Below are 20,238 nucleotides of genomic sequence, written 5' to 3'. Positions count from 1 at the left end.
ATGTGCCCGGGCGGCTTCATCGCGAATCGGCTCAATGTCGAACGTGTAATGGGCAAGTTACTTCAGTACGCGTCCGAAGACCTCTCCGAGCTCGGCATCTTCGACCACCGGCGCGATGTCGAGCTCCATCAGGTCGCTCCACATATACGCGAATTCGGTCAACGTCTTCACGTCATCCGTTTCAAGCAAGTCGAACCCGCCGCGCAGATCCGCGCGCGTCCATCTGCCGAGCAGCCTGACGCCCTCCGGCGGCAGTCCCCCCGTTTTCTGAAATCGCTCAATGGCTTCCGCCCGGGATAGCGTGTCCGGGGCCCAGGTGAATGTCAGCATGAATTTCATGACGTACCTCCCGACGGAGCAATTGGGCTGAATTCATTCTAGGCAATCGAATTTGTTCGCCTTATAGGGGAAGGTACTTGTTGGGATATTTTTCGTCGCTCGCGATTCGGGATGCGGGTCGAGCTGGTCGGGTTGGGTAATCTGCCGATGAATCACATTCAGCCGATGAATCGAGGATATTGGCGTCACTGCTGCAACCCATGGCGTGTCTGTCGGCAGAATGGCGGTGGACGGGGCACCGTTGATCGCGATCCCCAAGCCGGCAAACGCACCTGTTTCTTCAACGACAGTTGCCATTTGGTCGCGGGCGGGAGTTCGGCCGAAGCTGTCATCGGGTCGAACGCCGGTCACGGGCCGCTAATGGTCGCCCTGCAGGCGTCGGACTAGCGGTTACGTCGATTGACTGCTTTGTTTCCTGCGCGAGGACGGCTGACGACCCCTAGCAGCCGTTGCTACTTGCAAGAGCGGACCTTCACCGACCGGCTCAGCCGTGAGCCCGTGAAGCAAGGGTGTCAGATGGAGGATCTCGTCGGGCTTTACGGCGCGTCAAAAGCCAGAAGACATACGCGGTCGAAGCTCCGGCAATCCATACGGGGAGAATGGAAATTGTCCATTGCGTCTGCCAGAAGGGAAGACTCAGCGCTGGCAGTGAACTCGCAACCAATAGATAGCTGATTTGGTACCGGTTCACCCGCTGAAGAATGACTGCCAGCGGCAGCCCGTAAAACCAAGTGAAGAAATAACCAACGGCCGTGCTGTTGATCGACACGCCGATGAGTGATTGAAGCGGCGGCAGGCCCCACACCGAAGGATAAAACCACTCGTGCAGCAGGAAGAACAGCCATCCGCTCGTGAACGGAATAATCAGTGGGGCGACAGCTGCAGCAACAAGATGGGCCAGAACATCCTTCACGATCTTCGCCCGGTGATGTCCGATAATCTGTCTGCTCATGTCCGCTAACCCCTTTTGGCCAGTGCGCCCTACGTGCGGCTTGGCAATCATGCATACGCCAGGAGCAGAAGTAAATTAGACGAACAGGACAGGGAAGAGACGCGAGCGGCAGCTAAGCGGAACTTTCCCCACTGACCGCTTCTGGCGGGCTACTGCCCGATGCGGTCGGCCGAAGCCGACCCGAAGCGGTCATACGCTCTTGTACAACCTCGAAGACCGCATTGAAAGTTACAGCAGTCATTCGTGTAGCTCCTTTGCGATGTACAGGAATCGATCGGCGGATCTGCGCGTCAGTTTCGTGCGTTCGAGAGCTGTCACGATGGCGTCCGTCGAGCGACGACATCGAAGATGATTAGCTCAATACGATCCAGTGCGCGGAGCGGTTCCCCTAGCACGATCAGCGATCGGGCTACGGTGAAAGCGGTGTGAACGTGCACGTAGCGAGGCATATCGCGCTCGACCATGTTGAAAAATCTCGCCAATTCAATCCGAACGTACGCCTTGTCATCGTCCCAATGATCTGTCACCCGTTCTCGCAGGGTTTCAAGGAGCACACGATAGTCGCTTTGCGTGAGCGCTACGCCTTTGCAATTCATCTCGCAATCCAGGCCGGCCGAAAACGATTTGCACTGGTTCATCCTTTGTCAGCATAGCGCTGTCGGGACCAGTGGTCATCGATGGCAGATTGTCCGAAAGTTGAGCGCACCGTGCCCAAGGCCGCGTGTATGGTGGCCGGTTCATCCTGACACAGGGTGTATAGAGGTTGAGAATCCTCTGCCCAAGGCGACTAAAATTCAGTCATGGTTGCGTCCCAGAAGGAGGCTGCCATGACTCAGTCAATGATTGGGTGGTTGGTTGTGTTGCGGTTGCCGTTGATGCGTTCGCGTTGGCGCGCCGTTACCGGAGCGAACATCCGGGCGTGGGAATGATTCAGTGGTTGGCTTCCCATCACATGGGGTGGATACATCGCAAACATCGACATCTTCGCGTAGTCGGCGAAAAAACCGCCTTACAGGAATTTACTGGGGGCAAATCGCGTAGACATGGACAGGCGCGCGCAGTTGAGCGCGGAAGACCCCACCTCGGGTCTTTGCATGGACAGCATCGTGGACGACGAAGTGTGTAAAACTCTCACACATGTGGCACGCCTTCGCGTGATGAAGACGATGTCCGGGCGCTATCGAGGAATCGTCCATCTGCACCGTATCGGGGAGGAGCCTGGCTCCTACGAGAAACACAATACCGAAAGGGATTTCGCGACGGACATTGAGGCGCGTTACGCCGCTCGAGCACTCGCGCACAAATTGTTTGAAGAGCAGGCTCCAGACCGTGAAAAGGCGCAAGGAATCGATTGAAGCTACGTTCGCGACTGGGTCATCACGCATCGCCGATTGGCAACGCGACGTCCGTCAACCCGTCGCGCGACACTCGAAAAATGTGGCCACTCGCCCGTTGGTCTGCTTCAAGAAGCCTGCACAGAAATGACTGTTGGCGTGTCGACGCACGTTTCCCTTTGACCGGTGGCATGGTGTCGGCTTGTGCAACTTCCGGTCGGGAAGCGCGTCTCCGGTCGTTGCGCGCCCCCGTGCATTGCTGCTCCGCAAAGCGCCATATCAAAGAACCGCGTCGAGCATCCACTGTTCGCCACGGTTCTGGTCGATGACGCCTTCCGCGTAGCGTATCGAGGCTCGGCGCGCATCTCCCGCGCTAGCAAACGGCGAACCGTCGAGAAGTCTGAAAGTCTGGCTCCGGGTCACCGTGGTGTTGGTGCCGCGAAGGCAAACCTTGACTGCCGCGTCGAAACCGGATTCGTAGTTGTGAGTACAGCCAGCTTCGGCCTGAAAGTGAGGGTAAATCAGCGGATATATTTCGAATCCACGATAGATATGCATACTCATGATGAACTCCTGGCGATCGATGCCAACGAAATGCGCAGACGAACGCAGTCAATCCTGTATCGGCATTACACACCGCGACAGATGGGGGAGAAGGGATCAAATAAAACGCGCGGAGGGGGCGGGCGCGCCGCAACAACACGGTTGGCGGTGCTGAGTGTAGTCAGGAGGACTGGTCGGCAGACGACTACGCTCTGATGGGTTCATCATACGCGCGTCGCCCGGCGTGTGTCCAACGCTCGATTTCCGAGACTGAAGCACTTCCGACTCGCATCGAGCGCCGTATAGCGTCGATCGATTTTCTTTCATGAGCGCGGCAACGGATCACGCCCAGTCACCAGAGTTCGGCGACACGCAGTACTGGCGCATTGTGGATGCAAGACGCCCGGTCGGCCACGATCAGCGCTTCGATTCGCGTCTTGCCATGAAATGCTCCCGCGCCGCGGAGATGATCGGGCGAACACCCTGCACGGACACTGGTTCTACGTCGCGGCCGAATCTCGATGAACCACCGCCTATCAGGGTTGCCCACGTCGATTGGCGAGACGGAGTTCAATGCTTCGCCGCGATGAGCAAGTCGACTACCGTGGCCTCCGACCTCGGAGATGCTTCGAATTTCTAATTGAAGTGCTGACGATTCCATCCGGGCGCCATCGTCCCGCGCATCGGAGATTGTTCACACTTGACTGATTCGGCCCGCCCTTCGCACGACCGCTGCGGCATGCCGGGTGGCAGTTCACGCAGAACTTTCGCTGTACAAGTGCACCAATGAGCGTAAGATGCATTCGTTGACTGACTCGCTACCGATTCCTGCGCCGCTCAAGGCGTGTCCCCCCTCCGAACGTGATCGGGCCTCTCATCGAAACCGCGCAATGCGGACGAGCGCGACGTGTATCGACTGCGTATGCGAAGCGCCTGATCGATGCGTGTCCACAGGACACGAGCGTTCTGGATGAAGTGTCCTGATATCTTCATCGGTCCATCCTGCATCTGCGACGGCTGTGTCACCACATGCCCACACACGCCCAGCGCATCGCGCGCCGGCGACCTCGGGAGGTTGCATATGGACAGGAAGGACCTATTGAAATGGATTCGACACGATGGCTCCGGTGTCGTCGAGCAGTTTCTGCCGACTGACGCTCGCGCCGAACTGGACGGCGTCATCCGCGACCGTCGTCATGAAATCGATGCGAACGCTTTCCTGATGTTCGTCTCGATCCGTGCGATGTTGCGCGATAACGGGATGACGAGCTGCGAATCGGACCTGGAAGCCGGTCAGATCATGGCACTCCTCCAGCTTTGACATTCCTGGTCGCAATGAAATGCTTCGCGACGGGCATCGGTCGCGCGCTGACTGAGAGGGAGAAAGAAAATGCAAATCGACTCAACCCGATACCATATCGACCCGACACCGCGCAGAGCGGATGGGGAATACATGGCACATGCGAGGATCAGCACCAATCGTGCGGATGGTGGTGAGCTTGACGTTTATCTGAGCGACGATCTGGCTGGTTTCGACGAGCGCGAGGATGCAATTGCCTTTGCGAGAAACTGGGCGCAAGAATGGCTTGACGCGTATTTGGCTGACGATCGCCGTGTTGCGACGAATCGGACATCGGGTGGCGCGCCAACCGCACAGCAATCAGGAGGCGGTCGGGAGCGAAGCTGACAGCGAGATGTAGCTCGCCCGAGTCAGAATGACGCTGGATCGAAGATCGGTCGAGGGTATCGATCCAGTCGGGCGCCACGAAAGTGGGGGGCGTGAAGCACTTCGGCTTCACTGCCGCGTGTAATGAAATCCGCGTACGTTGCACTATCGACAGGTGCAGTCAAATCAGGATACGAAAATCTCGTGCCATTTCTGACTGCGAGAACATGCGCTACACGATTACCCGCATGGGTGTCCGGTGAAGGTTCAATGTCGTGTTCGCCACCCTGATCAGGCACAAGGGCGGCGAACATTCGCAGATCCTGGCGCGCAAATCCTGCGCCATCTCATCAGCAGACGATACCTTTTTCGACGGAATGATCCTGGCACACCGTCGTTAATTTTCAGTCGATCCGCCGTGCCAATGGCGGTCGGTGAATGCGGTCAGCATTGCATTTGTCGCCGCCGTCAGGATCGCCACCAGGGTTGAAATTGACTACCGTAATCCCGAAACCGAATGAGCCCGTGGAAGTCGCACTGCGCCGTTTTAGACGATCCATCGAAAGCACTGGCCTGTTGCAGGAGTTGCGTGCGCGGATGGCATATGAAAAGCCGACATCGGCCCGGAAACGAAGGAAAGCCGCGGCCGTGGCGAGATTGCGCAAGCAGATACGCCGCTCGTTACCAGCCAAGAAGATGTACTGACGGCGAATATGCCCGACGTCGATCAGCGACGTCGGGCATCGTCGGAAAGTCGGCAAAGGCCGATGATGCGACGTGCATCGTTAATCCGCGATTGGCTGATAACTGATGCGGATATATCAAGTATTCCGTTTGTGGAAAGTGGTTTTTTCCTTCAACACTGGCTGAAATCCTCGGGAATTCTCGGCTCGCCATGTTGCCTGCGGTTTTGGGTGCGGCGCCGCTTATTCGTCGTATGGCAAGGTGCGGGTGCCTGGGGCACATCCAGCGTCACGCACGGCATCACCCTCTATACAAGGGCCAGCTCTTCTCGCGTTTCCGCAAGCGGACTGCCCTGTTTTGAAAGTCGGCGTAGTAGGCCGCCAGATCCCTGATGTCCAGGCCGGACCGTTTTCGCGGACCATGGAATCGACGCGTGCGCGGTCGGATGTGTGCTGCCGAGCTTCATTCACCGCTTTCGCGGCATCGGCATGACTCAACCAACCCGCCACCGCAGGCATACGGTCCAGGCACTTGCATGTGGCGACGGCAGTCATTGCACCACAGTCGGAGTGTCCACCGATGACGACGTCAGTTACGTTCAGGCCTGCGACTGCGTATTCGATGCTGGCTGACATGCCACCTTGCTGCATGCCGTAAGCCGGAACTATGTTGCCGGCGTTGCGAATGACGAATGACTCGCCTGGCTCTTGCGGTGTCAGCAGCTCCGGCACTACATGGCTGTCTGAGCAAGCGACGAACAGCGTTCGCGGATTCTGAGTGGTTGCAAGCTGCTTAAACAACTCCGTGCGCTTGAGAAACTCTTCGCGCTGTAACTTCAGGAGGCCTTATCAGATCTTGCATGATATCGCCCGTTTGGTTGTGTACTCGATGTGCGAAATGGATGATCTGAGCTCTATCGGTTCTGGTCGCGTAGATGCCAATCACCGTGAGCATCCCCAACGAGTTGCTCACGCCGATGCCGAACAGCGCACCCGCACGCCAAGGCGCGACAGCGTCTCACCCAACTCGCCCGGACCGAACACGGCCGCGCTTTGCCGCAGGTCTTCCCATTCGAAGACATCATCGTTGACGATCAGGCGGTCACCGAACTGCCGCGATATGCGTCAAACAGCTGTGAGCACAGGGCCGCTAGGGCAGCAAGATTCACGGCCTGGTCGGCGTGCTCGACTTCGCCGGCATTAAGCACGTCATCGAGGACAGGAGCTAGGCGACGCAGTTTTCGGAAGGTAGCGGCGTCAAGTTTCATGTGATGATGCGCGACGGGGCACGCTGCACTTCTGCCAAACTCTTCGCACTGGAACTTCGGGAAGCCTTCGATCAGGTCTTGCATGATGTCGCCCGTTGGGTTGTATGGGAACTCGATGTGCAAAATGGATGATCTGAGCTCTATCGGTTCCGGTCGCGTAGAAGCCAATCACCGTGAGCAGCCCAAACAAGTTGCTCACGCCGATGCCGAACAGCGCACCCGAACGCCAAGGCACGACAGCGCCTCAGGCGGTCACCGAACCGCGTGCAGGTCTCGCGTTGGCGTGAGCGGTATGCGCAATCGGAGCTGGCCGATATCGAATGCGCTAACCGGCTCGCAACATACTGCCATCGAGGTAGCCTCGAAAATATGCCTGCGCTTTATGCTCAGATCGTGCACCCCCGACATCCATGACCGGGGGGCGCCTAGGCTGGGAATGCTTCAGACCGACTTACCTTCTAGCATCTTTACCGTATCGTCTGTGGTCCAGACCGCATCGGCGATGAAGCGATAATTGACTAGCGCAGCGCCATAGCCATCGCCTTCCGGCAGCTTCGGTCCTGCTACGGCGTCACGCACGACTGCCACCTCGAAGCCATTCTCGAGCAGATCGCGCAGATGCGACTCCACGCAAAGGTTGGCCAGCATGCCCGCCAGAATGACCTGCTCCACGCGCTGCTTGCCCAGTTGGAGCTTCAGGTCGTTGACCTGGGGGCCATAGAGCTTGTGCGGCGAGCAGATGATTGTCTTGTCATCCTCGATGTACGGTTTGAACTCCGGAAGGAAGTCCGAGCCTGACCCGCGGAAGCCTTCAAGCGAGAGCGCACTCGGACGGTCGAACAGGCCGAGGTTGTGCTGAAATATCTCCGCCCCACCCTGGAACTGCCACCGATGGTCCTGCGGATAGTAGTAATGGGGGGAAATCGCTATCGTAATTCCGGCCTTCTTGGACGCCTGAAACAGTCGCACCAGGTTCGGCACCATATTCTGTTCGGTCACGCTTTCGCCGACCACCGGCCACGCCTTGCCCTTCGGGCTCATGAAGTCAATCTGCGGATCGATCACGACGAACGCAGTACGGGTGAGGTCAAGCTTCATGCCCGTCTTGGGCAGTGCCGGTTTGGCCGGATCCGCGTACTTGGCACCGCCACCGGCGGGCGCTGAGTTGGCCAGCGAGGGTAGTTGCGCGGAGGCCACTGCCGCGGCGGCAGCCATGCCCTTGAAGAAGGTACGGCGGCCATGAAATTTTGAGGATTCGCACATAATAATTCTCCGGTTGGCTGCGCGGGAACGCTAGCAGGTGCGGCAGACGCACTGTCATGGGTCCGAAGCGCACGTTCGCTAAAGCAACTTCCAGAATCGGGAATAGACGGAGTGATCGTCACAGCCGCCAGGTTTCATCACCGCCTGGAAAGCTCACTGCGGCTACCCGAACTCCTTGTCAGACGAGCCGGGCGATACAGGACGCAACGTTTACGGGGTTCCAGTTGTTGATCGTCCCCACGAGGCAGGTGAGGATCGGCAGCTCCTGCTAGCTGTATTGGGTGTGCACGCGTTCTCGCGAATAGGCCCTTCGATCGTAATCTTCTGAAACAGCAGGCCGAACTCCATGCGCTTCGTGGTCAGTTATCGGGACTACTGAACGTAGGTAGGAAATTGAGTCATGAGGTTTCCTGGATGAGCTGACTGACGGCGTGTTTCTCGACCATGGCGGTGCGTTCCAGATCGAATGTCATCGTGGGAACGGGCATGGCGCGCTCGCTCGGATCGGTGTACTACGCCGGTTGTTCTGCTGTTGGCAGTTGCTGTGTTGGGTCATGATGGTTCCTGTGACTGGGGTGGACAACGAACACGCCGCATGGCCCTCGAGCCGATGCATCGATGCTGACGTGATGCGTTGAAATCTAGAAGCAAATGCCTGCCTGAACTAGGGGCCGGGTGCGGATAGTTCTGTCAATCGCTACGCACCAATCGCGTTCAGCGAGAGTTCATCAAGAATGAGCCGGCGCATTTGAAGATCCTGTCGTGCGGATGGCTGAGCTCGGTGAACGACCCAGCGGCACGCGCTGGATGCGTTGCCGCAACATTGGTGAAGCACCTGCAACATCGAATTGCACGTGATGCATATCGCACGGCGAGGAGACCGTGACTAGACTGATCGCGTCTCCACTCAGGTCTATACCCATGAAGATTGATCCCGCGCCAATACAGCCTAGCGTCGCTGGCGTCACGCGCCGTCAGTTTTTGGTCATCGGGGCAGGCACTGCAGCAGCAGTGGCTTTGCCATTCGCAGCGTCCGCTGCTCCTACTGCGCCGAATGGCGCCGAAACTCCGGAAGGAAATCCACCCATGAGCTATATCACTACCAAAGACGGGGTCCAGATCTTCTACAAGGATTTGGGTCCCTCCAATGGCACCCCGATCGTCTTCTCGCACGGATGGCCTCTGAGCTCCGACGATTGGGACGCGCAGATGATGTTCTTCCTCTCCAAGGGCTATCGTGTCGTCGCGCACGATCGGCGCGGGCATGGCCGCTCGGCGCAAGTCTGGAACGGCCACGACATGGATCACTACGCCGACGACCTCGCCGCGGTCGTGAACCATCTCGACCTCAAGGGCGCGATCCACGTCGGCCACTCCACCGGCGGCGGCGAGGTCGTGCGCTATCTGGCTCGCCACGGCGAGAAGCGAGCCGCGAAGGCCTGCCTCATTAACGCCGTGCCGCCGCTGATGGTCAAGACCGCGTCGAATCCAGACGGCCTGCCGAAGGACGTGTTCGACGGCCTGCAACGGCAGACGGCCACGAACCGGGCGCAGTTCTACCGCGACATTCCGGCCGGGCCGTTCTACGGCTTCAACCGGCCGGGCGTGAAGCCGCAGGAAGGCATCATCCAGAACTGGTGGCGCCAGGGGATGATGGGCAGCGCCAAGGCGCATTACGACGGCGTCGTCGCGTTCTCGCAGACCGACTTCACCGATGACTTGAAGAAGATCGGACTGCCGGTGCTGGTGATGCACGGTGACGACGACCAGATCGTTCCCTACGGCGATTCCGCGCCACTGTCGGCCATGCTGCTGAGGAACGGCACGCTGAAGACCTACAAGGGCTTCCCGCATGGCATGCCGACCACACATGCGGACGTCATCAACGCGGACCTGCTGGCTTTTATCAAGGCCTGATTGGGTCCGAATCAGCCGGCACCGTCGATGGCCGGTCCACCCTTGGGGTGGAGGCCATCGACGCGACTCCCACTCTGGACTTCCAGTCCCCCCTCCTGAAGACGCTCCGCTGAACCCTTCTTCTTGCCCACATTGCCATGACCAAACTCACTTTTGCCAACGGCGCCCCCGTTGTCGACAACGTCAACATCGAGACCGCCGGTGCGCGCGGCCCCGCGCTGTTGCAGGACATCTGGCTGCTTGAGAAGCTCGCCCACTTCGACCGCGAGGTGATCCCCGAGCGGCGCATGCACGCCAAGGGCTCCGGCGCCTTTGGCCACTTCACGGTGACGCACGACATCACAGCGTTCTCGAAGGCCAGGCTCTTTTCCGGCATCGGCAAGAAGACGGACGTCTTCGTGCGCTTCTCCACGGTGGCCGGCGAGCGAGGCGCGGCGGATGCCGAGCGAGACATCCGCGGCTTCGCGGTGAAGTTCTATACCGAGGAAGGCAATTGGGACCTGGTGGGCAACAACACGCCTGTGTTCTTCCTGCGCGACCCGCTGCGATTTCCTGACCTGAACCACGCCGTCAAGCGCGACCCGCGCAGCAACCTGCGCAGCGCCCAGAACAACTGGGACTTCTGGACGCTGCTACCTGAGGCGTTGCATCAGGTGACCATCGTGATGAGCGATCGCGGCCTGCCCGATGGGTATCGCCACATGCACGGTTTCGGCAGTCACACGTTTAGCCTCATCAGTGAGGATAACGAACGGCACTGGGTGAAGTTTCACCTGCGCAGCCGGCAAGGCATCCGTAACCTCACCGACGCACAGGCCGCCGCGATCGTCGCCAACGACCGCGAGAGCGCGCAGCGCGACCTGCTCGAAGCGATCGATGGCGGCGACTTCCCGCGCTGGACGTTGTGCATCCAGGTGATGACCGAGCAGCAGGCGCAGGTCTGCCCGTTTAATCCCTTCGACCTGACCAAGGTCTGGCCGCACGGCGACTACCCACTCATCGAGGTGGGTGTGCTGGAGCTCAATCGCAACCCCGACAACTTCTTCGCCGATGTGGAGCAGGCAGCGTTCTCGCCCGCCAACATCGTGCCGGGCATTGGCTTCTCGCCGGACAAGATGCTGCAGGGGCGGCTCTTCAGCTACGGCGACGCGGTCTGCTACCGGCTGGGCGTGAACGCGCACCAGATCCCGGTGAACGCCCCGCGCTGCCCGGTGCACAGCTATCACCGCGACGGCGCGATGCGTGTGGACGGCAACCAGGGCGGGCTACCCGGCATCGTGCCAAACAGCCGCGGCGAGTGGGCCGATAGCCCGCGGCTGGCGGAGCCGCCGCTGGTGCTCTCGGGCGCAGCCGCGCACTGGGACCATCGCGCGGACGAGGACTACTACTCGCAGCCGGGGGCGCTGTTCCGACTGATGTCGCCCGAGCAGAAGCTGCAGCTCTTCGACAACACGGCGCGCTCGCTCGGCGGCGCGAGCGAGGACGTGCAGCAGCGGCATATCCGCAATTGCACGATGGCCGATCCCGCCTATGGCGCAGGAGTTGCCGAGGCGCTGAAGAACCGCTAGTCAGGCACCGGGCGCGTTGGTGCTGCAAGTTGCCCAACGCGCCCGTGAAAGGCGGGGCAGAGTGCGTACGCTTATGCGCATCAATGAAGAGGATCACTTGAAGCGACGGTCACAATGCTTAAACTGTCCTCCCTTGGCGCGGTGCACACCGCATTCGCCCTCGTGGCCGTTGTCTGCGGCTACGCAATGCTCCTGCGCTTCGGCCAACATACCAACGTCTTACCGCAATCTCCCAACTGACAGATTGTCACGTGCCGAACGTTCCCTTGATCCTCGCCACTTTCGCAGTGGCCGAACTCCAATACGTCTACAGCGCTCGCCGTCCGTTGGATACACCCGGCGCAAGGATGCTTTCATGAGTGCCCCGTCCATTGTCCGCTCATCGTCTCCGCTCCCAGCGACGAGTGCCTGTCCGACCCCGCTGCGCTTTGCCGTGCGGTATGGACGAGCCTTCTTAACCCGTACTCACATGTCCACGTCGACCTGGTCTGCCGCGCGGGTGGCGGCCAGACTGTCGGCAAGCTCGCCACAGTCACACGACCATCCTGCCGGTAGGCGCGGGGCGTCGCACGTGCAGACGCTGGAGCTCGTTGCCGCGCCGGCGCCCGGCCGCAGGTCGCGCCGAGACTGCTGGAAACCATCCTGTCGGCCGTACTTATGCCACATGTCAAGGCGCTTGTGTCCTTCAATGTCTACTGGACCACTATCCAGGGGCTACCGCTGATCCCTCTGAAACAGGCCCGGGTCACTATCAACTTCAAGCTGGACATCCAGAAGGTAGCGGATCCGGAAGGCGGTCACCGTGCGGTGACTACCCTTGACGGCAAGCATTTGCCGACCAAGCCGCTTTGACTGTATGCCATCCTAAGCAGCTAGGGACGCTGACCCGGTCACCGGAAGGATCGCCGATGTGACCTGCAGGCTGTATCGGCGGGCGAATTCGTTGGGGGTGGCCCAGTCCAGCGCAGAGTGGGGTCGACTCTCGTTCTGGTGGGTCCGCCAGGCAGAGATCTTGGCCCTGGCGTCGTCTACTCGTGGCGCAGCCGGTCGTTGAAGTCGCGTTGTCAGTCGTCCTGCCAAGTCTATTGACCCGGCAGGGGCACCAATGGCGCCGAGGCGGCCTGTTGATCATCACGCGTTGGCGAAAAAGCACCCGCGCATTGAAGGTCCAGCGCCCGGATTGCTGTCGTCATGTGATCGACGAACACGCGGATACGCGACGGCAGATGCTGACGACTCAAGTAGCAGATGTAGTGGCCGCGGTCATCGGGTGCGTACTGTGGCATGGAGTAAACCAGTTTCCCCTCGCGCAGCAGATCGCAGATCAGGTACCCTCCCAACTGAGCGATACCTTTGCCTTGGAGGACGGCCTCCAGCACTAGCCCGACATCGTTGAACATGAGGCGCGATGGCGGAGTCAGCTTGCGCGCCCCCCCCTCCACCTTGAACTCCCATTCGCAGACGCGGCCCGACGGCAGACGGACGTTGATGCAGTCGTGCTGCATCACCGCGTCCGGTGACTCGGGCATACCGCGCCTTGCGGCATACTCGGGCGAGGCGCATACCAAAGTCTGCATCGGGACGATCTTTTTTGCGACGATCTGGCTGTCGGCCAGGCGCCCGTTGAGAAACGAGACGTCGATGCGGTCCGACGTGAAGTCGCTCGCGACGCAGCTCAGGTGCAGCTCGATCTCGATGTCGGGGTACTTCTCCTGGAAGCCCCACAGCAGCGGCGCAACCACTTTGCGGCCGAAGCCCACGGAAGCGGAGACCCGCAGGCGTCCTCGCGGCGGACCGTCGCGCAGATCGCGCATGTCTTCCATCGCCTCTTTGATGAGAGCGACGCTGGGCTGGCAGCGGGCATGGAAGATCTCGCCTTCGCGCGTGAGCGAAATGCTGCGCGTCGTCCGACTCAACAGACGCAAGCCGACCTGCGCCTCCAGTTTCTGGATGACGCGGCTGACCGCGGAACGAGTGATCCCGAGCCGGTCAGCAGCCTTGCAAAAGCCGCCTTCGGCCACAACGGTGATGAAGGCGACGACTCCGGGATAGCTCGTCGCGAAACTCGATGCAAGCGCGTCCGAGTTGTCCGCAGCGGCAGTCGCCAAAAGAGGGGACTGCATGGCGAAGCAGGACTGAGCCTTGTAGCGATCGAGCCAGTCCTCGAACCGGATCGCGCCGATGCGGGGGTTCTCCCCGGGCGTGAGCGTCCGATCTGAGAGGAGGCCACCGAAGTAGCGCGCGTGGATGTCCGGCACGACCTTGCGCGTATCCTGCGTCGCCCGCAGGAAGCGCCTGACCAGTTCGTCCAGTGGCATCGCCTCCGGACCGGCGACTTCGACCGTGCCGTTGACCGGCGGCGCGACTGCGACCTCGGCAAGCGCCGCTGCCACGTCCGCTGACGCGATCGGCTGGATCAGCGCCGGCGACAAGCGAATCTCCTTGCCCAAGGTGGCCAACTGGGCAGCCGACTGGGCAATGTCGCCGACAGACTCGTAGAACTGCGTCGCACGCACGATGGTGTATGGAATGCCGGATGCCTTGATGAGGCCCTCCTGCGCGACCTTCGCCCGGAAATAGCCGCAGTCGGTAAGCCGTTCGCTACCAACGATCGACAGGGCCACATGGTGGCGTACGCCGGCGGCAGCGCCCGCAGCCAGCAGGTTGCGGCCCGATGTCTCGAGCAACTCGATGGCCGCCTTGTCTTCCCATACTGGCGCGTTCGCCGCATCGACGACGACCTCGGCACCGTCGAGCGCTTTTGCCAAACCCTCGCGGGTGCTGGTGTTGTCGCCGGTGTCAGGGGCGGCTGCGAGCACGTCATGGCCGCGCTTGCGAAGGTCCTCCACAAGCATCGTTCCGATGAGGCCGGTGCACCCGATGACGACAATTTTCATGTTTTCTCTCCGTTTCTCGACCGCAAACCGTTGTCGTCGATGTGTATGGAGATTGCCTGCGCGCTCCGGGGAAGTCCTTGCCTTCGCCTTGAATTTCTCTGCAGGAGAGCTTGATTATTCGTCCAAGCGTTGCCCGATCGGGATGAGATGCTCTCACCTCCGGTTGCAGTATCATCCATGGACGGAATTCGCCAGTTTCCCCCTGGGAGCCGAATCGGCCACGGGATGTCAAGTGAAGTTCGAGTTTGGAGACTACGTGATCGACCCGGAACGCCGGGAGCTTTCGCATCGCGCGAAAGTCGTACCTGTCGGGCCGCAAGTCTTCGATCTGCTCCTGCATCTTGTCAGGAACCGCGACCGTGTCGTCAGCAAGGACGACCTGCTGCAGGCGGTATGGCGCGGCCGAATCGTCTCGGAATCGACGATCACCAGTCACATCAATGCGGTCCGCAAGGCCATCGGCGACACCGGCGGGGAACAGCGCTTGGTCAGGACTGTCGCCCGCAAGGGTTTCCGCTTCGTCGGCGAGATCGACGAACACATCTCCAGAGAATTGAGGGAGCCGCCGTCCGCGCTCCTCCTTCCGGGTAAACCCTCCATTACCGTATTGCCCTTCCAGAACCTGAGCGGCGATCCCGAGCAGGAGTATTTCGCCGACGGCGTGGTGGAGGACATCATCGCTGCGCTATCGCGCATACGCTGGCTGTTCGTCATCGCGAGCGACTCGAGCTTCACCTACAAGGGCCGCGCAGTCGAGGTGAAGGACGTCGGCCGCGAGCTTGGCGTGCGCTACGTGCTGGAAGGTAGCGTGCGCAAGACTGGCAACAAGGTGCGCATCACAGGGCAGCTCATCGATGCCAGGATCGGGGCACATCTCTGGGCGGAGCGCTTCGAAGGCACGCTGGACGACATCTTCGAACTGCAGGACCAGGTTGCGGAAAGCGTCGTCGGCGCCATCGCGCCGCAGCTCGAGCGGGCGGAAATCGAGCGTGCCAAGCGCAAGCCGACGGAGAACCTGTGCGCCTACGACTATTACCTTCGCGGCGCCGCGCACTTGCACAGCGGAACGCGCGAATCAATCGAGGCGGCGCTGCCCTTGTTCTACAAGGCCACCGAGCTCGATCCGGATTTCGCATCGGCCTATGGCATGGCGGCCTGGTGTTATTTCTGGCGCAAGATGAATGGCTGGATGACCGATCCGCCCCGGGAGATTGCCGAGGGCACTCGCCTGGCGCGACTGGCGGTGGAGCTTGGCCGGGACGATGCTGTGGCGCTCACGAGAGGAGCTCATGCACTCGGGCATCTCACCGGCGACCTCGACGGCGGTATCGCGCTGTTCGACAGAGCTTTGCTGCTCAATCCGAACCACGCCCCTGCATGGTCCCTGTGTGGGTGCCTGTACGCTTGTCGCGGTGAAACAGACGTTGCGATTAAGTATCTGGCGCGTGCCATTCGCTTGAGTCCATTGGATCCAGAAATGTTCAGGATGCAGGCTGGGATGGCGCTGGCACATTTCTTTGCAGGACGCTTCGACTCCGCTTCGGATTGGGCCGAAAGGGCCAAATGGAATCTACCAAGTTTCCTTGCCCCGGTCGGCGTTCTGGCGGCAAGTCATGCGTGCGCTGGACGCATGGACAAAGCGAAGGAGGCGATGCAGCGCCTGCGCACGCTCGATCCGTCACTCCGCGTCTCCAATCTCAAGGACTGGCTTCCGATCGGTCGCCCAGAAGACCTGACCCAGTTTGCGGAGGGGCTGCGGCTGGCCGGATTGCCCGAGTGACTACGGTACGATTGCTCCTCGTCGATGGCGCATACCGTGCCGAGCAGAGCGTGCTCTCGAACGGCCGCACCGATCGCATGGATGAGACCGCGAAGGCCTACCCTGTCGAGCGGTGTGCCGCCTGGTGCGACCGGTGCTGCGATCATGCAGACCCATGGATGAGCGTCGGATCGGATCGATGCCTTTCGACCCGCGAGCCACCGCCAGGCCGCGGGTGTCCATGCCTGACTTGTTAACGGCCATTCGCAGCATGCAGCGCAATGTCGCCAACTGGCCGACTGCCGCCGGATGCATCCGGCCGAAGCCGACCCGAAGCGGTCTCATGGTAGCTGGTCAAGCGGACGGCCGGTTCCAGTGATTAAACGGTCATCGGCCCGGCGACAAGGACAGCCGAAGTCTGGTCCGGGAGCGCGTCGTCAACTGCGTCTGAAAGCGAGGAGGCGGGCAACAGATCGCTGGCACACTTCGCCATGCTGGTTCAACGTGTCGCTCTGCACCGTCACAATTCCTCGGTCATGCTTCGATCTGGATGGCGCAATCTCCACGATCGTGCTCACGACGTGCAGGATGTCGCCTGGCCGGGTTGGGCGTGGCCAACTGATCTCGCTTCCCGCACCGATCACTCCACCCGCCAACGGCAGGCTCTCGACCAGAAGCTTCATCGTGATGGCCGCTGTATGCCAGCCGCTAGCCGCAAGGCCCGCAAAGAAGGTCTCGCGCGCGGATTCCTCATCCAGATGGAAGGGCTGGGGATCGAAATGCTCTGCGAAAGCGCGTATCTGTTCGGCGTCGAGCCTGTGCTCCGAACTCGTGTATGTCGCGCCCGGCGTCAGGTCTTCCAGATAAATCGGCTCTGCTCTCATGTGACTTCTCCTTGCAAGTGGTTCCGGACAGTCCGCTCGTTGTTCGCTCGCGACATCGTGTGTGTCAATGCTGGCGTAATCTGCGTTACACCGTTAGATCTGCGTCAGTCGGCCCGGCCGCGGCTGGCACGTTATCGCCGTCATCGAGCGTTTGTGGAATGAAGTCTCTCAGAAAATCCACCCAGCTTCTGATCTTGGCATCCAGATACTCGCGAGACACATAAAGAACGCGGATGTGTGTCTCATTCATCCGATGTGTAGGCAGTACACGTAGCAGCGTGCCGTTGCGCAGCCACGGCATCGCAGTCCATAGCGGGAGCGCGCCGATGCCCCGGCCGTCGCGCAATGCGAGCGCCATGGCTTCCGCTACGTTGACCTGAAAGGGCGAAGGAGGAAGCTCAAAGGTTTCCGTGCCATGGGGACCATCCAGATTCCATCGGCTTTGCGGGAATACCGGACTACTGGTGCGCATGCAGGTGTGAGCGGCGAGGTCGGCCACCGTGGCAGGGGTGCCATGCCGGGTGAGATACGAAGGCGACGCGCACAAGATGTTGCAGGTCTTTGCGACCGGGACCGACACGAGACCGGAGTCCGGCAACTCAATCGCGCCTAGTTGAACCGACACGTCGTAGCCTTCTTCGATCAGGTCGGGAACGTGTTGTGAAAGCGTCAATTCGACGGAGACCTGCGGAAACATTTCCTGGTACCGCAGGACTGCGGGCATCACATAGTGCTGACCGAAGCTGGCGGTCGCGTGCACGCGCAGGCGCCCCGAGGGCTGCAAGTGCGCATTCGACGCCTCGGCCTCCGCCTGATCCACGAAAGCCAGAATCCGGTAGCAATGCTGCAAGTAACGCTGACCTGCTTCCGTCACTCCAACGTGCCGAGTCGAACGGTTTAGCAGACGCGTCTGCAGATGTGCCTCCAGTTCAGTGACGGCGCGCGACACCTGACCGGTAGATTTATCCACGGAGTTGGCCGCTGCGGTGAAGCTGCCAGCCTCAACTACGCGCACAAACATCCTCATGTTGCTTAGCGTGTCCATCGTATTTCCTTTATTGCGCCGCACAGCACGGGATGGGTGGCGGCAATGCCGCTCATGCCGGATCGGCATACCCGCGCGATGCGTCCATATACTCTTTTGCCGAAACCGCGATCGTTTGCAGAAGTGCCGCACCATCCAACAGATCGGGGCTGGCCCGATCGGCAGGGATCGAGGCCTGCCGCAGCAATCTGGCTGCAAGTGCGTCGCAAACCGTTGCGAGGCGCGCGAAATCCAGCGTGCGCAGGCGTCCCTGGATGACCGTCATCGAGCGGCGCAAGCCTGGATGCGACGAGGCACCCTGTTGCAGCGCGAGCACGCTGTCACCTATCGTCCATGCCGCAAGCAGTTCGCGCAGGCCGGTTTGCGCACCTGATCCCGGCTTCGCGCTGGAGGCTTCCGTGGCGAAACGGCGGCCGAGGCGATCGGCAGTGCAGCTAAGCCAGGCATCTCGCCGCCATCGTTGTGGGTTGCTGGCCAGGCTGGAAAGATCCCGCCGGACCGCGCGTTGCAGGCGCGCGATGCTCGACGCACGGTCCGCCGGAAACAAAACCGAAAACGTGAGCGTGGCCCAGGCGATGGCCAGCAGGGTGGACAGGGCGTCGTTCAGGAACGCCGCATCGTTAATACGCGTCACGTTGCTGGGTGAAGTGAAGTTCCAGAAGAACAGGGCAAATCCGCTGCCAATCGATGCCGTTCGAGGATTGCGCATCGCAAGACCGGCAGAGATCGTGAAGAAGCCAGCAATACACGCCAGCGGAACGAAGTCTGTCACCGCTGGCAGCAAAACGAAATTACAGAGGATGCCTACTAATGCTGCAAAGAATGCGCCCTTGAACCACCCCATTGCGGCGGCGATAGAGTTGGGGCGCGTGGCGAAGAGTGCGCTTACCACCCCAACTGTGGCGACGAAACCCGCGCCCGACGGCCACGCGCTAAATAACCAGAACATCGACGCGGCGACCACGGCGAAAAACGCCCGCATGCCGTTGTGCCAGGCAAGCACGTGGTCATGGTGGAAGGCAAATTTCACGAGCGATCGCGGAGGATTGACCTGATCCAGCCATGATTTTCGTGCGATAACCTGCTCCCACGCTGTGAGAAGCAAGGTTAGCCGGTCAAGAACGAACAGCCTGCCACTCTGCGAACTGTGCTGGCCGGATGCTTCCGAAGCAAGAGCGTGCCTGATTCTTGACTTCAGAGAGGCGATTCTGGACTTGGCACAGGAGAAATCGGTGTCATCGCCTGCCAACAGCGTTGCCGTCTCATCGACCACGTCAATCCGAAGATCGGGGTGGCGAGTCAGTTGCGCTCGCAATGCGTGGATGGCGCTCAGCTGCGTGAGTACTGCGACGATTGCGGCGCGTAGATGTCCAATGGAGAGACGGACTTCCGCGGATGCAGCGGCAGCATATTCGGCCGCTGTGTCCAGTTCGAGGGCCGCCGCAAACAGCTTGTGTATGGCGACTTCATCCGTCTCGCGGCGAAGCGCGCGTGCGCCGAACTGTGAAGCCTTGCTTACGTAGCCACGAAATTGTTCGCGTACCTCTCGTAACGGCGCCCCAGGGGCGAAGATCGCAGTGAGGGTTGCTTCGACCAGAATGCCGACGACAACATAGACAAAGCGCGCGAGCGCGATATCGAATGCATGAAGGGGCGCGGAAGCGGCATCCAGCCCGTTGATCGCTGCCGTATAGCCTGCCAGTACCGCTGCATATGCGCGAAAATTCCGCAGTGCCGTCGCAAACCCGGTGCAAAGTCCAATCCAGCCGGCGAGTCCCAACAGGAACAATTCCGGCGTCTGCGCAAACAGGGCGACGAGCACGAGTGCTGCGACTGCGCCCAGCGCAGTACCGAGGATCCGGTACTGGCTCTTCGAGACGCTCATGCCCCGACTATTCTGGGCGACGACCCACACGGTGATTGCGGCCCATTTCGGATCGTCGAGGTTCATGCAAAACGCGATGTACAGCGCGATCGGCGATGCGCCTGCGGTCCGGACGGCGTACGCCAGCCCCTCCCATGTAACGCGCGGGATGGGTAGTAGGGGTAGTTTCTTGAAGTCCATTAAACATGGAGTCCTAATTTATTGATGGCCAGTCTTCATACACCATCGGGGCCAC

General features: G+C 60.5%; 19 protein-coding genes and 3 pseudogenes. 9 read left to right on the top strand and 13 right to left on the bottom strand.

Features of this window, described 5'->3' with window-relative positions:
• Positions 1 to 57: 57 nt before the first annotated feature.
• The 4 genes from DID96_RS13635 to DID96_RS13620 all read right to left on the bottom strand — a co-directional run bounded on the left by DID96_RS13635 (position 58) and on the right by DID96_RS13620 (position 1,929).
• Positions 58 to 339, bottom strand: coding sequence for a DUF3303 domain-containing protein (locus tag DID96_RS13635; RefSeq protein ID WP_124599827.1), 282 nt, complete (start codon positions 337 to 339; stop codon positions 58 to 60).
• A gap of 33 nt (positions 340 to 372) precedes the next feature.
• Complete coding sequence (locus DID96_RS13630) at positions 373 to 636, bottom strand: hypothetical protein (protein WP_124599826.1); 264 nt, start codon at positions 634 to 636, stop codon at positions 373 to 375.
• 187 nt (positions 637 to 823) lie between these two features.
• The gene (locus tag DID96_RS13625; protein ID WP_124599825.1) at positions 824 to 1,291 is read right to left on the bottom strand and encodes a hypothetical protein; all 468 of its coding nucleotides are present in this window, start codon (positions 1,289 to 1,291) and stop codon (positions 824 to 826) included.
• A gap of 314 nt (positions 1,292 to 1,605) precedes the next feature.
• Positions 1,606 to 1,929, bottom strand: coding sequence for a hypothetical protein (locus tag DID96_RS13620; RefSeq protein ID WP_124599824.1), 324 nt, complete (start codon positions 1,927 to 1,929; stop codon positions 1,606 to 1,608).
• Between the two features lie 468 nt (positions 1,930 to 2,397).
• Between DID96_RS13620 and DID96_RS13610 the strand changes: the two genes are divergently transcribed.
• On the top strand, positions 2,398 to 2,646 hold the full coding sequence (locus DID96_RS13610; RefSeq protein WP_260463892.1) for a hypothetical protein: 249 nt from the start codon (positions 2,398 to 2,400) through the stop codon (positions 2,644 to 2,646).
• A gap of 258 nt (positions 2,647 to 2,904) precedes the next feature.
• On the opposite strand, the gene DID96_RS13605 is transcribed toward DID96_RS13610, so the two are convergent.
• Positions 2,905 to 3,189, bottom strand: coding sequence for a hypothetical protein (locus DID96_RS13605; RefSeq protein ID WP_124599822.1), 285 nt, complete (start codon positions 3,187 to 3,189; stop codon positions 2,905 to 2,907).
• Positions 3,190 to 4,249: 1,060 nt separating this feature from the next.
• On the opposite strand from DID96_RS13605, the gene DID96_RS13600 reads away from it, so the two are divergent.
• The 4 genes and pseudogenes from DID96_RS13600 (at position 4,250) to rpsU (ending at position 5,539) form a co-directional block, all read left to right on the top strand.
• The gene (locus DID96_RS13600; RefSeq protein ID WP_124599821.1) at positions 4,250 to 4,489 is read left to right on the top strand and encodes a hypothetical protein; all 240 of its coding nucleotides are present in this window, start codon (positions 4,250 to 4,252) and stop codon (positions 4,487 to 4,489) included.
• Between the two features lie 69 nt (positions 4,490 to 4,558).
• Positions 4,559 to 4,759: pseudogene (locus DID96_RS13595) on the top strand (hypothetical protein); the annotation flags it as partial.
• A 350-nt stretch (positions 4,760 to 5,109) separates the two neighbouring features.
• Positions 5,110 to 5,235, top strand: coding sequence for a hypothetical protein (locus DID96_RS38890; protein WP_260463891.1), 126 nt, complete (start codon positions 5,110 to 5,112; stop codon positions 5,233 to 5,235).
• 91 nt (positions 5,236 to 5,326) lie between these two features.
• Positions 5,327 to 5,539: a 30S ribosomal protein S21 gene (rpsU, locus tag DID96_RS13590; RefSeq protein ID WP_124599891.1), complete on the top strand. Its 213-nt coding sequence runs from the start codon at positions 5,327 to 5,329 to the stop codon at positions 5,537 to 5,539.
• Positions 5,540 to 5,925: 386 nt separating this feature from the next.
• Here the strand turns inward: rpsU and DID96_RS13585 are convergent.
• The 3 genes and pseudogenes from DID96_RS13585 to DID96_RS13575 form a co-directional block, all read right to left on the bottom strand.
• Positions 5,926 to 6,379 (bottom strand): annotated as a pseudogene (locus DID96_RS13585) (carbonic anhydrase); the annotation flags it as partial.
• A 232-nt stretch (positions 6,380 to 6,611) separates the two neighbouring features.
• Positions 6,612 to 6,869: a hypothetical protein gene (locus tag DID96_RS13580; protein ID WP_124599820.1), complete on the bottom strand. Its 258-nt coding sequence runs from the start codon at positions 6,867 to 6,869 to the stop codon at positions 6,612 to 6,614.
• 357 nt (positions 6,870 to 7,226) lie between these two features.
• Positions 7,227 to 8,048: a cysteine hydrolase gene (locus DID96_RS13575; RefSeq protein ID WP_409333777.1), complete on the bottom strand. Its 822-nt coding sequence runs from the start codon at positions 8,046 to 8,048 to the stop codon at positions 7,227 to 7,229.
• Positions 8,049 to 9,134: 1,086 nt separating this feature from the next.
• Between DID96_RS13575 and DID96_RS13570 the strand changes: the two genes are divergently transcribed.
• The 3 genes and pseudogenes from DID96_RS13570 to DID96_RS13560 all read left to right on the top strand — a co-directional run.
• Positions 9,135 to 9,965, top strand: coding sequence for an alpha/beta fold hydrolase (locus tag DID96_RS13570; RefSeq protein WP_124599819.1), 831 nt, complete (start codon positions 9,135 to 9,137; stop codon positions 9,963 to 9,965).
• 137 nt (positions 9,966 to 10,102) lie between these two features.
• Positions 10,103 to 11,533 (top strand): catalase, encoded by a 1,431-nt coding sequence (locus DID96_RS13565; RefSeq protein WP_124599818.1) that lies wholly within the window; start codon positions 10,103 to 10,105, stop codon positions 11,531 to 11,533.
• Between the two features lie 750 nt (positions 11,534 to 12,283).
• A pseudogene (locus tag DID96_RS13560) lies at positions 12,284 to 12,385 on the top strand (cyanate hydratase); the annotation flags it as partial.
• Positions 12,386 to 12,397: 12 nt separating this feature from the next.
• On the opposite strand, the gene DID96_RS13555 reads toward DID96_RS13560, so the two are convergent.
• A complete protein-coding gene (locus DID96_RS13555) occupies positions 12,398 to 12,640 on the bottom strand; it encodes an integrase core domain-containing protein (protein ID WP_124599888.1) in 243 nt (80 codons plus the stop codon).
• Positions 12,616 to 14,430, bottom strand: a complete 1,815-nt coding sequence (locus DID96_RS39400) for a LysR substrate-binding domain-containing protein (protein ID WP_311767741.1) — start codon at positions 14,428 to 14,430, stop codon at positions 12,616 to 12,618. The genes DID96_RS13555 and DID96_RS39400 overlap by 25 nt, the downstream gene beginning before the upstream one ends.
• A gap of 232 nt (positions 14,431 to 14,662) precedes the next feature.
• On the opposite strand from DID96_RS39400, the gene DID96_RS13540 reads away from it, so the two are divergent.
• Positions 14,663 to 16,210, top strand: coding sequence for a winged helix-turn-helix domain-containing tetratricopeptide repeat protein (locus DID96_RS13540; RefSeq protein ID WP_124599817.1), 1,548 nt, complete (start codon positions 14,663 to 14,665; stop codon positions 16,208 to 16,210).
• A 416-nt stretch (positions 16,211 to 16,626) separates the two neighbouring features.
• Here the strand turns inward: DID96_RS13540 and DID96_RS13535 are convergent, their stop codons facing one another.
• The 3 genes from DID96_RS13535 to DID96_RS13525 form a co-directional block, all read right to left on the bottom strand.
• Positions 16,627 to 17,073 carry a MaoC family dehydratase gene (locus DID96_RS13535; RefSeq protein ID WP_124599816.1) on the bottom strand — a complete coding sequence of 149 codons (447 nt, stop codon included), beginning with the start codon at positions 17,071 to 17,073 and terminating at the stop codon, positions 16,627 to 16,629.
• Positions 17,074 to 17,158: 85 nt separating this feature from the next.
• Complete coding sequence (locus DID96_RS13530; RefSeq protein ID WP_124599815.1) at positions 17,159 to 18,118, bottom strand: LysR family transcriptional regulator; 960 nt, start codon at positions 18,116 to 18,118, stop codon at positions 17,159 to 17,161.
• Between the two features lie 52 nt (positions 18,119 to 18,170).
• Positions 18,171 to 20,183, bottom strand: a complete 2,013-nt coding sequence (locus DID96_RS13525) for an FUSC family protein (protein ID WP_124599814.1) — start codon at positions 20,181 to 20,183, stop codon at positions 18,171 to 18,173.
• Positions 20,184 to 20,238: the final 55 nt, after the last annotated feature.

It is taken from the genome of Burkholderia sp. Bp8963, from assembly GCF_003854275.1.
In the GTDB taxonomy this organism is placed as follows: domain Bacteria; phylum Pseudomonadota; class Gammaproteobacteria; order Burkholderiales; family Burkholderiaceae; genus Burkholderia.
This window is presented reverse-complemented; position numbering and strand designations above follow the sequence as displayed.

What these genes read in the sequence shown, in the direction of transcription:
- DID96_RS13635 (WP_124599827.1), bottom strand. Translation starts at nt 339, where the DNA reads ATGAAATTCATGCTGACATTCACCTGGGCCCCGGACACGCTATCCCGG.
- DID96_RS13605 (WP_124599822.1), bottom strand. Translation starts at nt 3,189, where the DNA reads ATGAGTATGCATATCTATCGTGGATTCGAAATATATCCGCTGATTTAC.
- DID96_RS13625 (WP_124599825.1), bottom strand. Translation starts at nt 1,291, where the DNA reads ATGAGCAGACAGATTATCGGACATCACCGGGCGAAGATCGTGAAGGAT.
- DID96_RS13600 (WP_124599821.1), top strand. Translation starts at nt 4,250, where the DNA reads ATGGACAGGAAGGACCTATTGAAATGGATTCGACACGATGGCTCCGGT.
- DID96_RS13535 (WP_124599816.1), bottom strand. Translation starts at nt 17,073, where the DNA reads ATGAGAGCAGAGCCGATTTATCTGGAAGACCTGACGCCGGGCGCGACA.
- DID96_RS13570 (WP_124599819.1), top strand. Translation starts at nt 9,135, where the DNA reads ATGAGCTATATCACTACCAAAGACGGGGTCCAGATCTTCTACAAGGAT.
- DID96_RS13630 (WP_124599826.1), bottom strand. Translation starts at nt 636, where the DNA reads ATGGCAACTGTCGTTGAAGAAACAGGTGCGTTTGCCGGCTTGGGGATC.
- DID96_RS39400 (WP_311767741.1), bottom strand. Translation starts at nt 14,430, where the DNA reads ATGAAAATTGTCGTCATCGGGTGCACCGGCCTCATCGGAACGATGCTT.
- DID96_RS13565 (WP_124599818.1), top strand. Translation starts at nt 10,103, where the DNA reads ATGACCAAACTCACTTTTGCCAACGGCGCCCCCGTTGTCGACAACGTC.
- DID96_RS13620 (WP_124599824.1), bottom strand. Translation starts at nt 1,929, where the DNA reads ATGAACCAGTGCAAATCGTTTTCGGCCGGCCTGGATTGCGAGATGAAT.
- DID96_RS13525 (WP_124599814.1), bottom strand. Translation starts at nt 20,183, where the DNA reads ATGGACTTCAAGAAACTACCCCTACTACCCATCCCGCGCGTTACATGG.
- DID96_RS13530 (WP_124599815.1), bottom strand. Translation starts at nt 18,118, where the DNA reads ATGGACACGCTAAGCAACATGAGGATGTTTGTGCGCGTAGTTGAGGCT.
- DID96_RS13580 (WP_124599820.1), bottom strand. Translation starts at nt 6,869, where the DNA reads ATGCAAGACCTGATCGAAGGCTTCCCGAAGTTCCAGTGCGAAGAGTTT.
- DID96_RS13575 (WP_409333777.1), bottom strand. Translation starts at nt 8,048, where the DNA reads ATGTGCGAATCCTCAAAATTTCATGGCCGCCGTACCTTCTTCAAGGGC.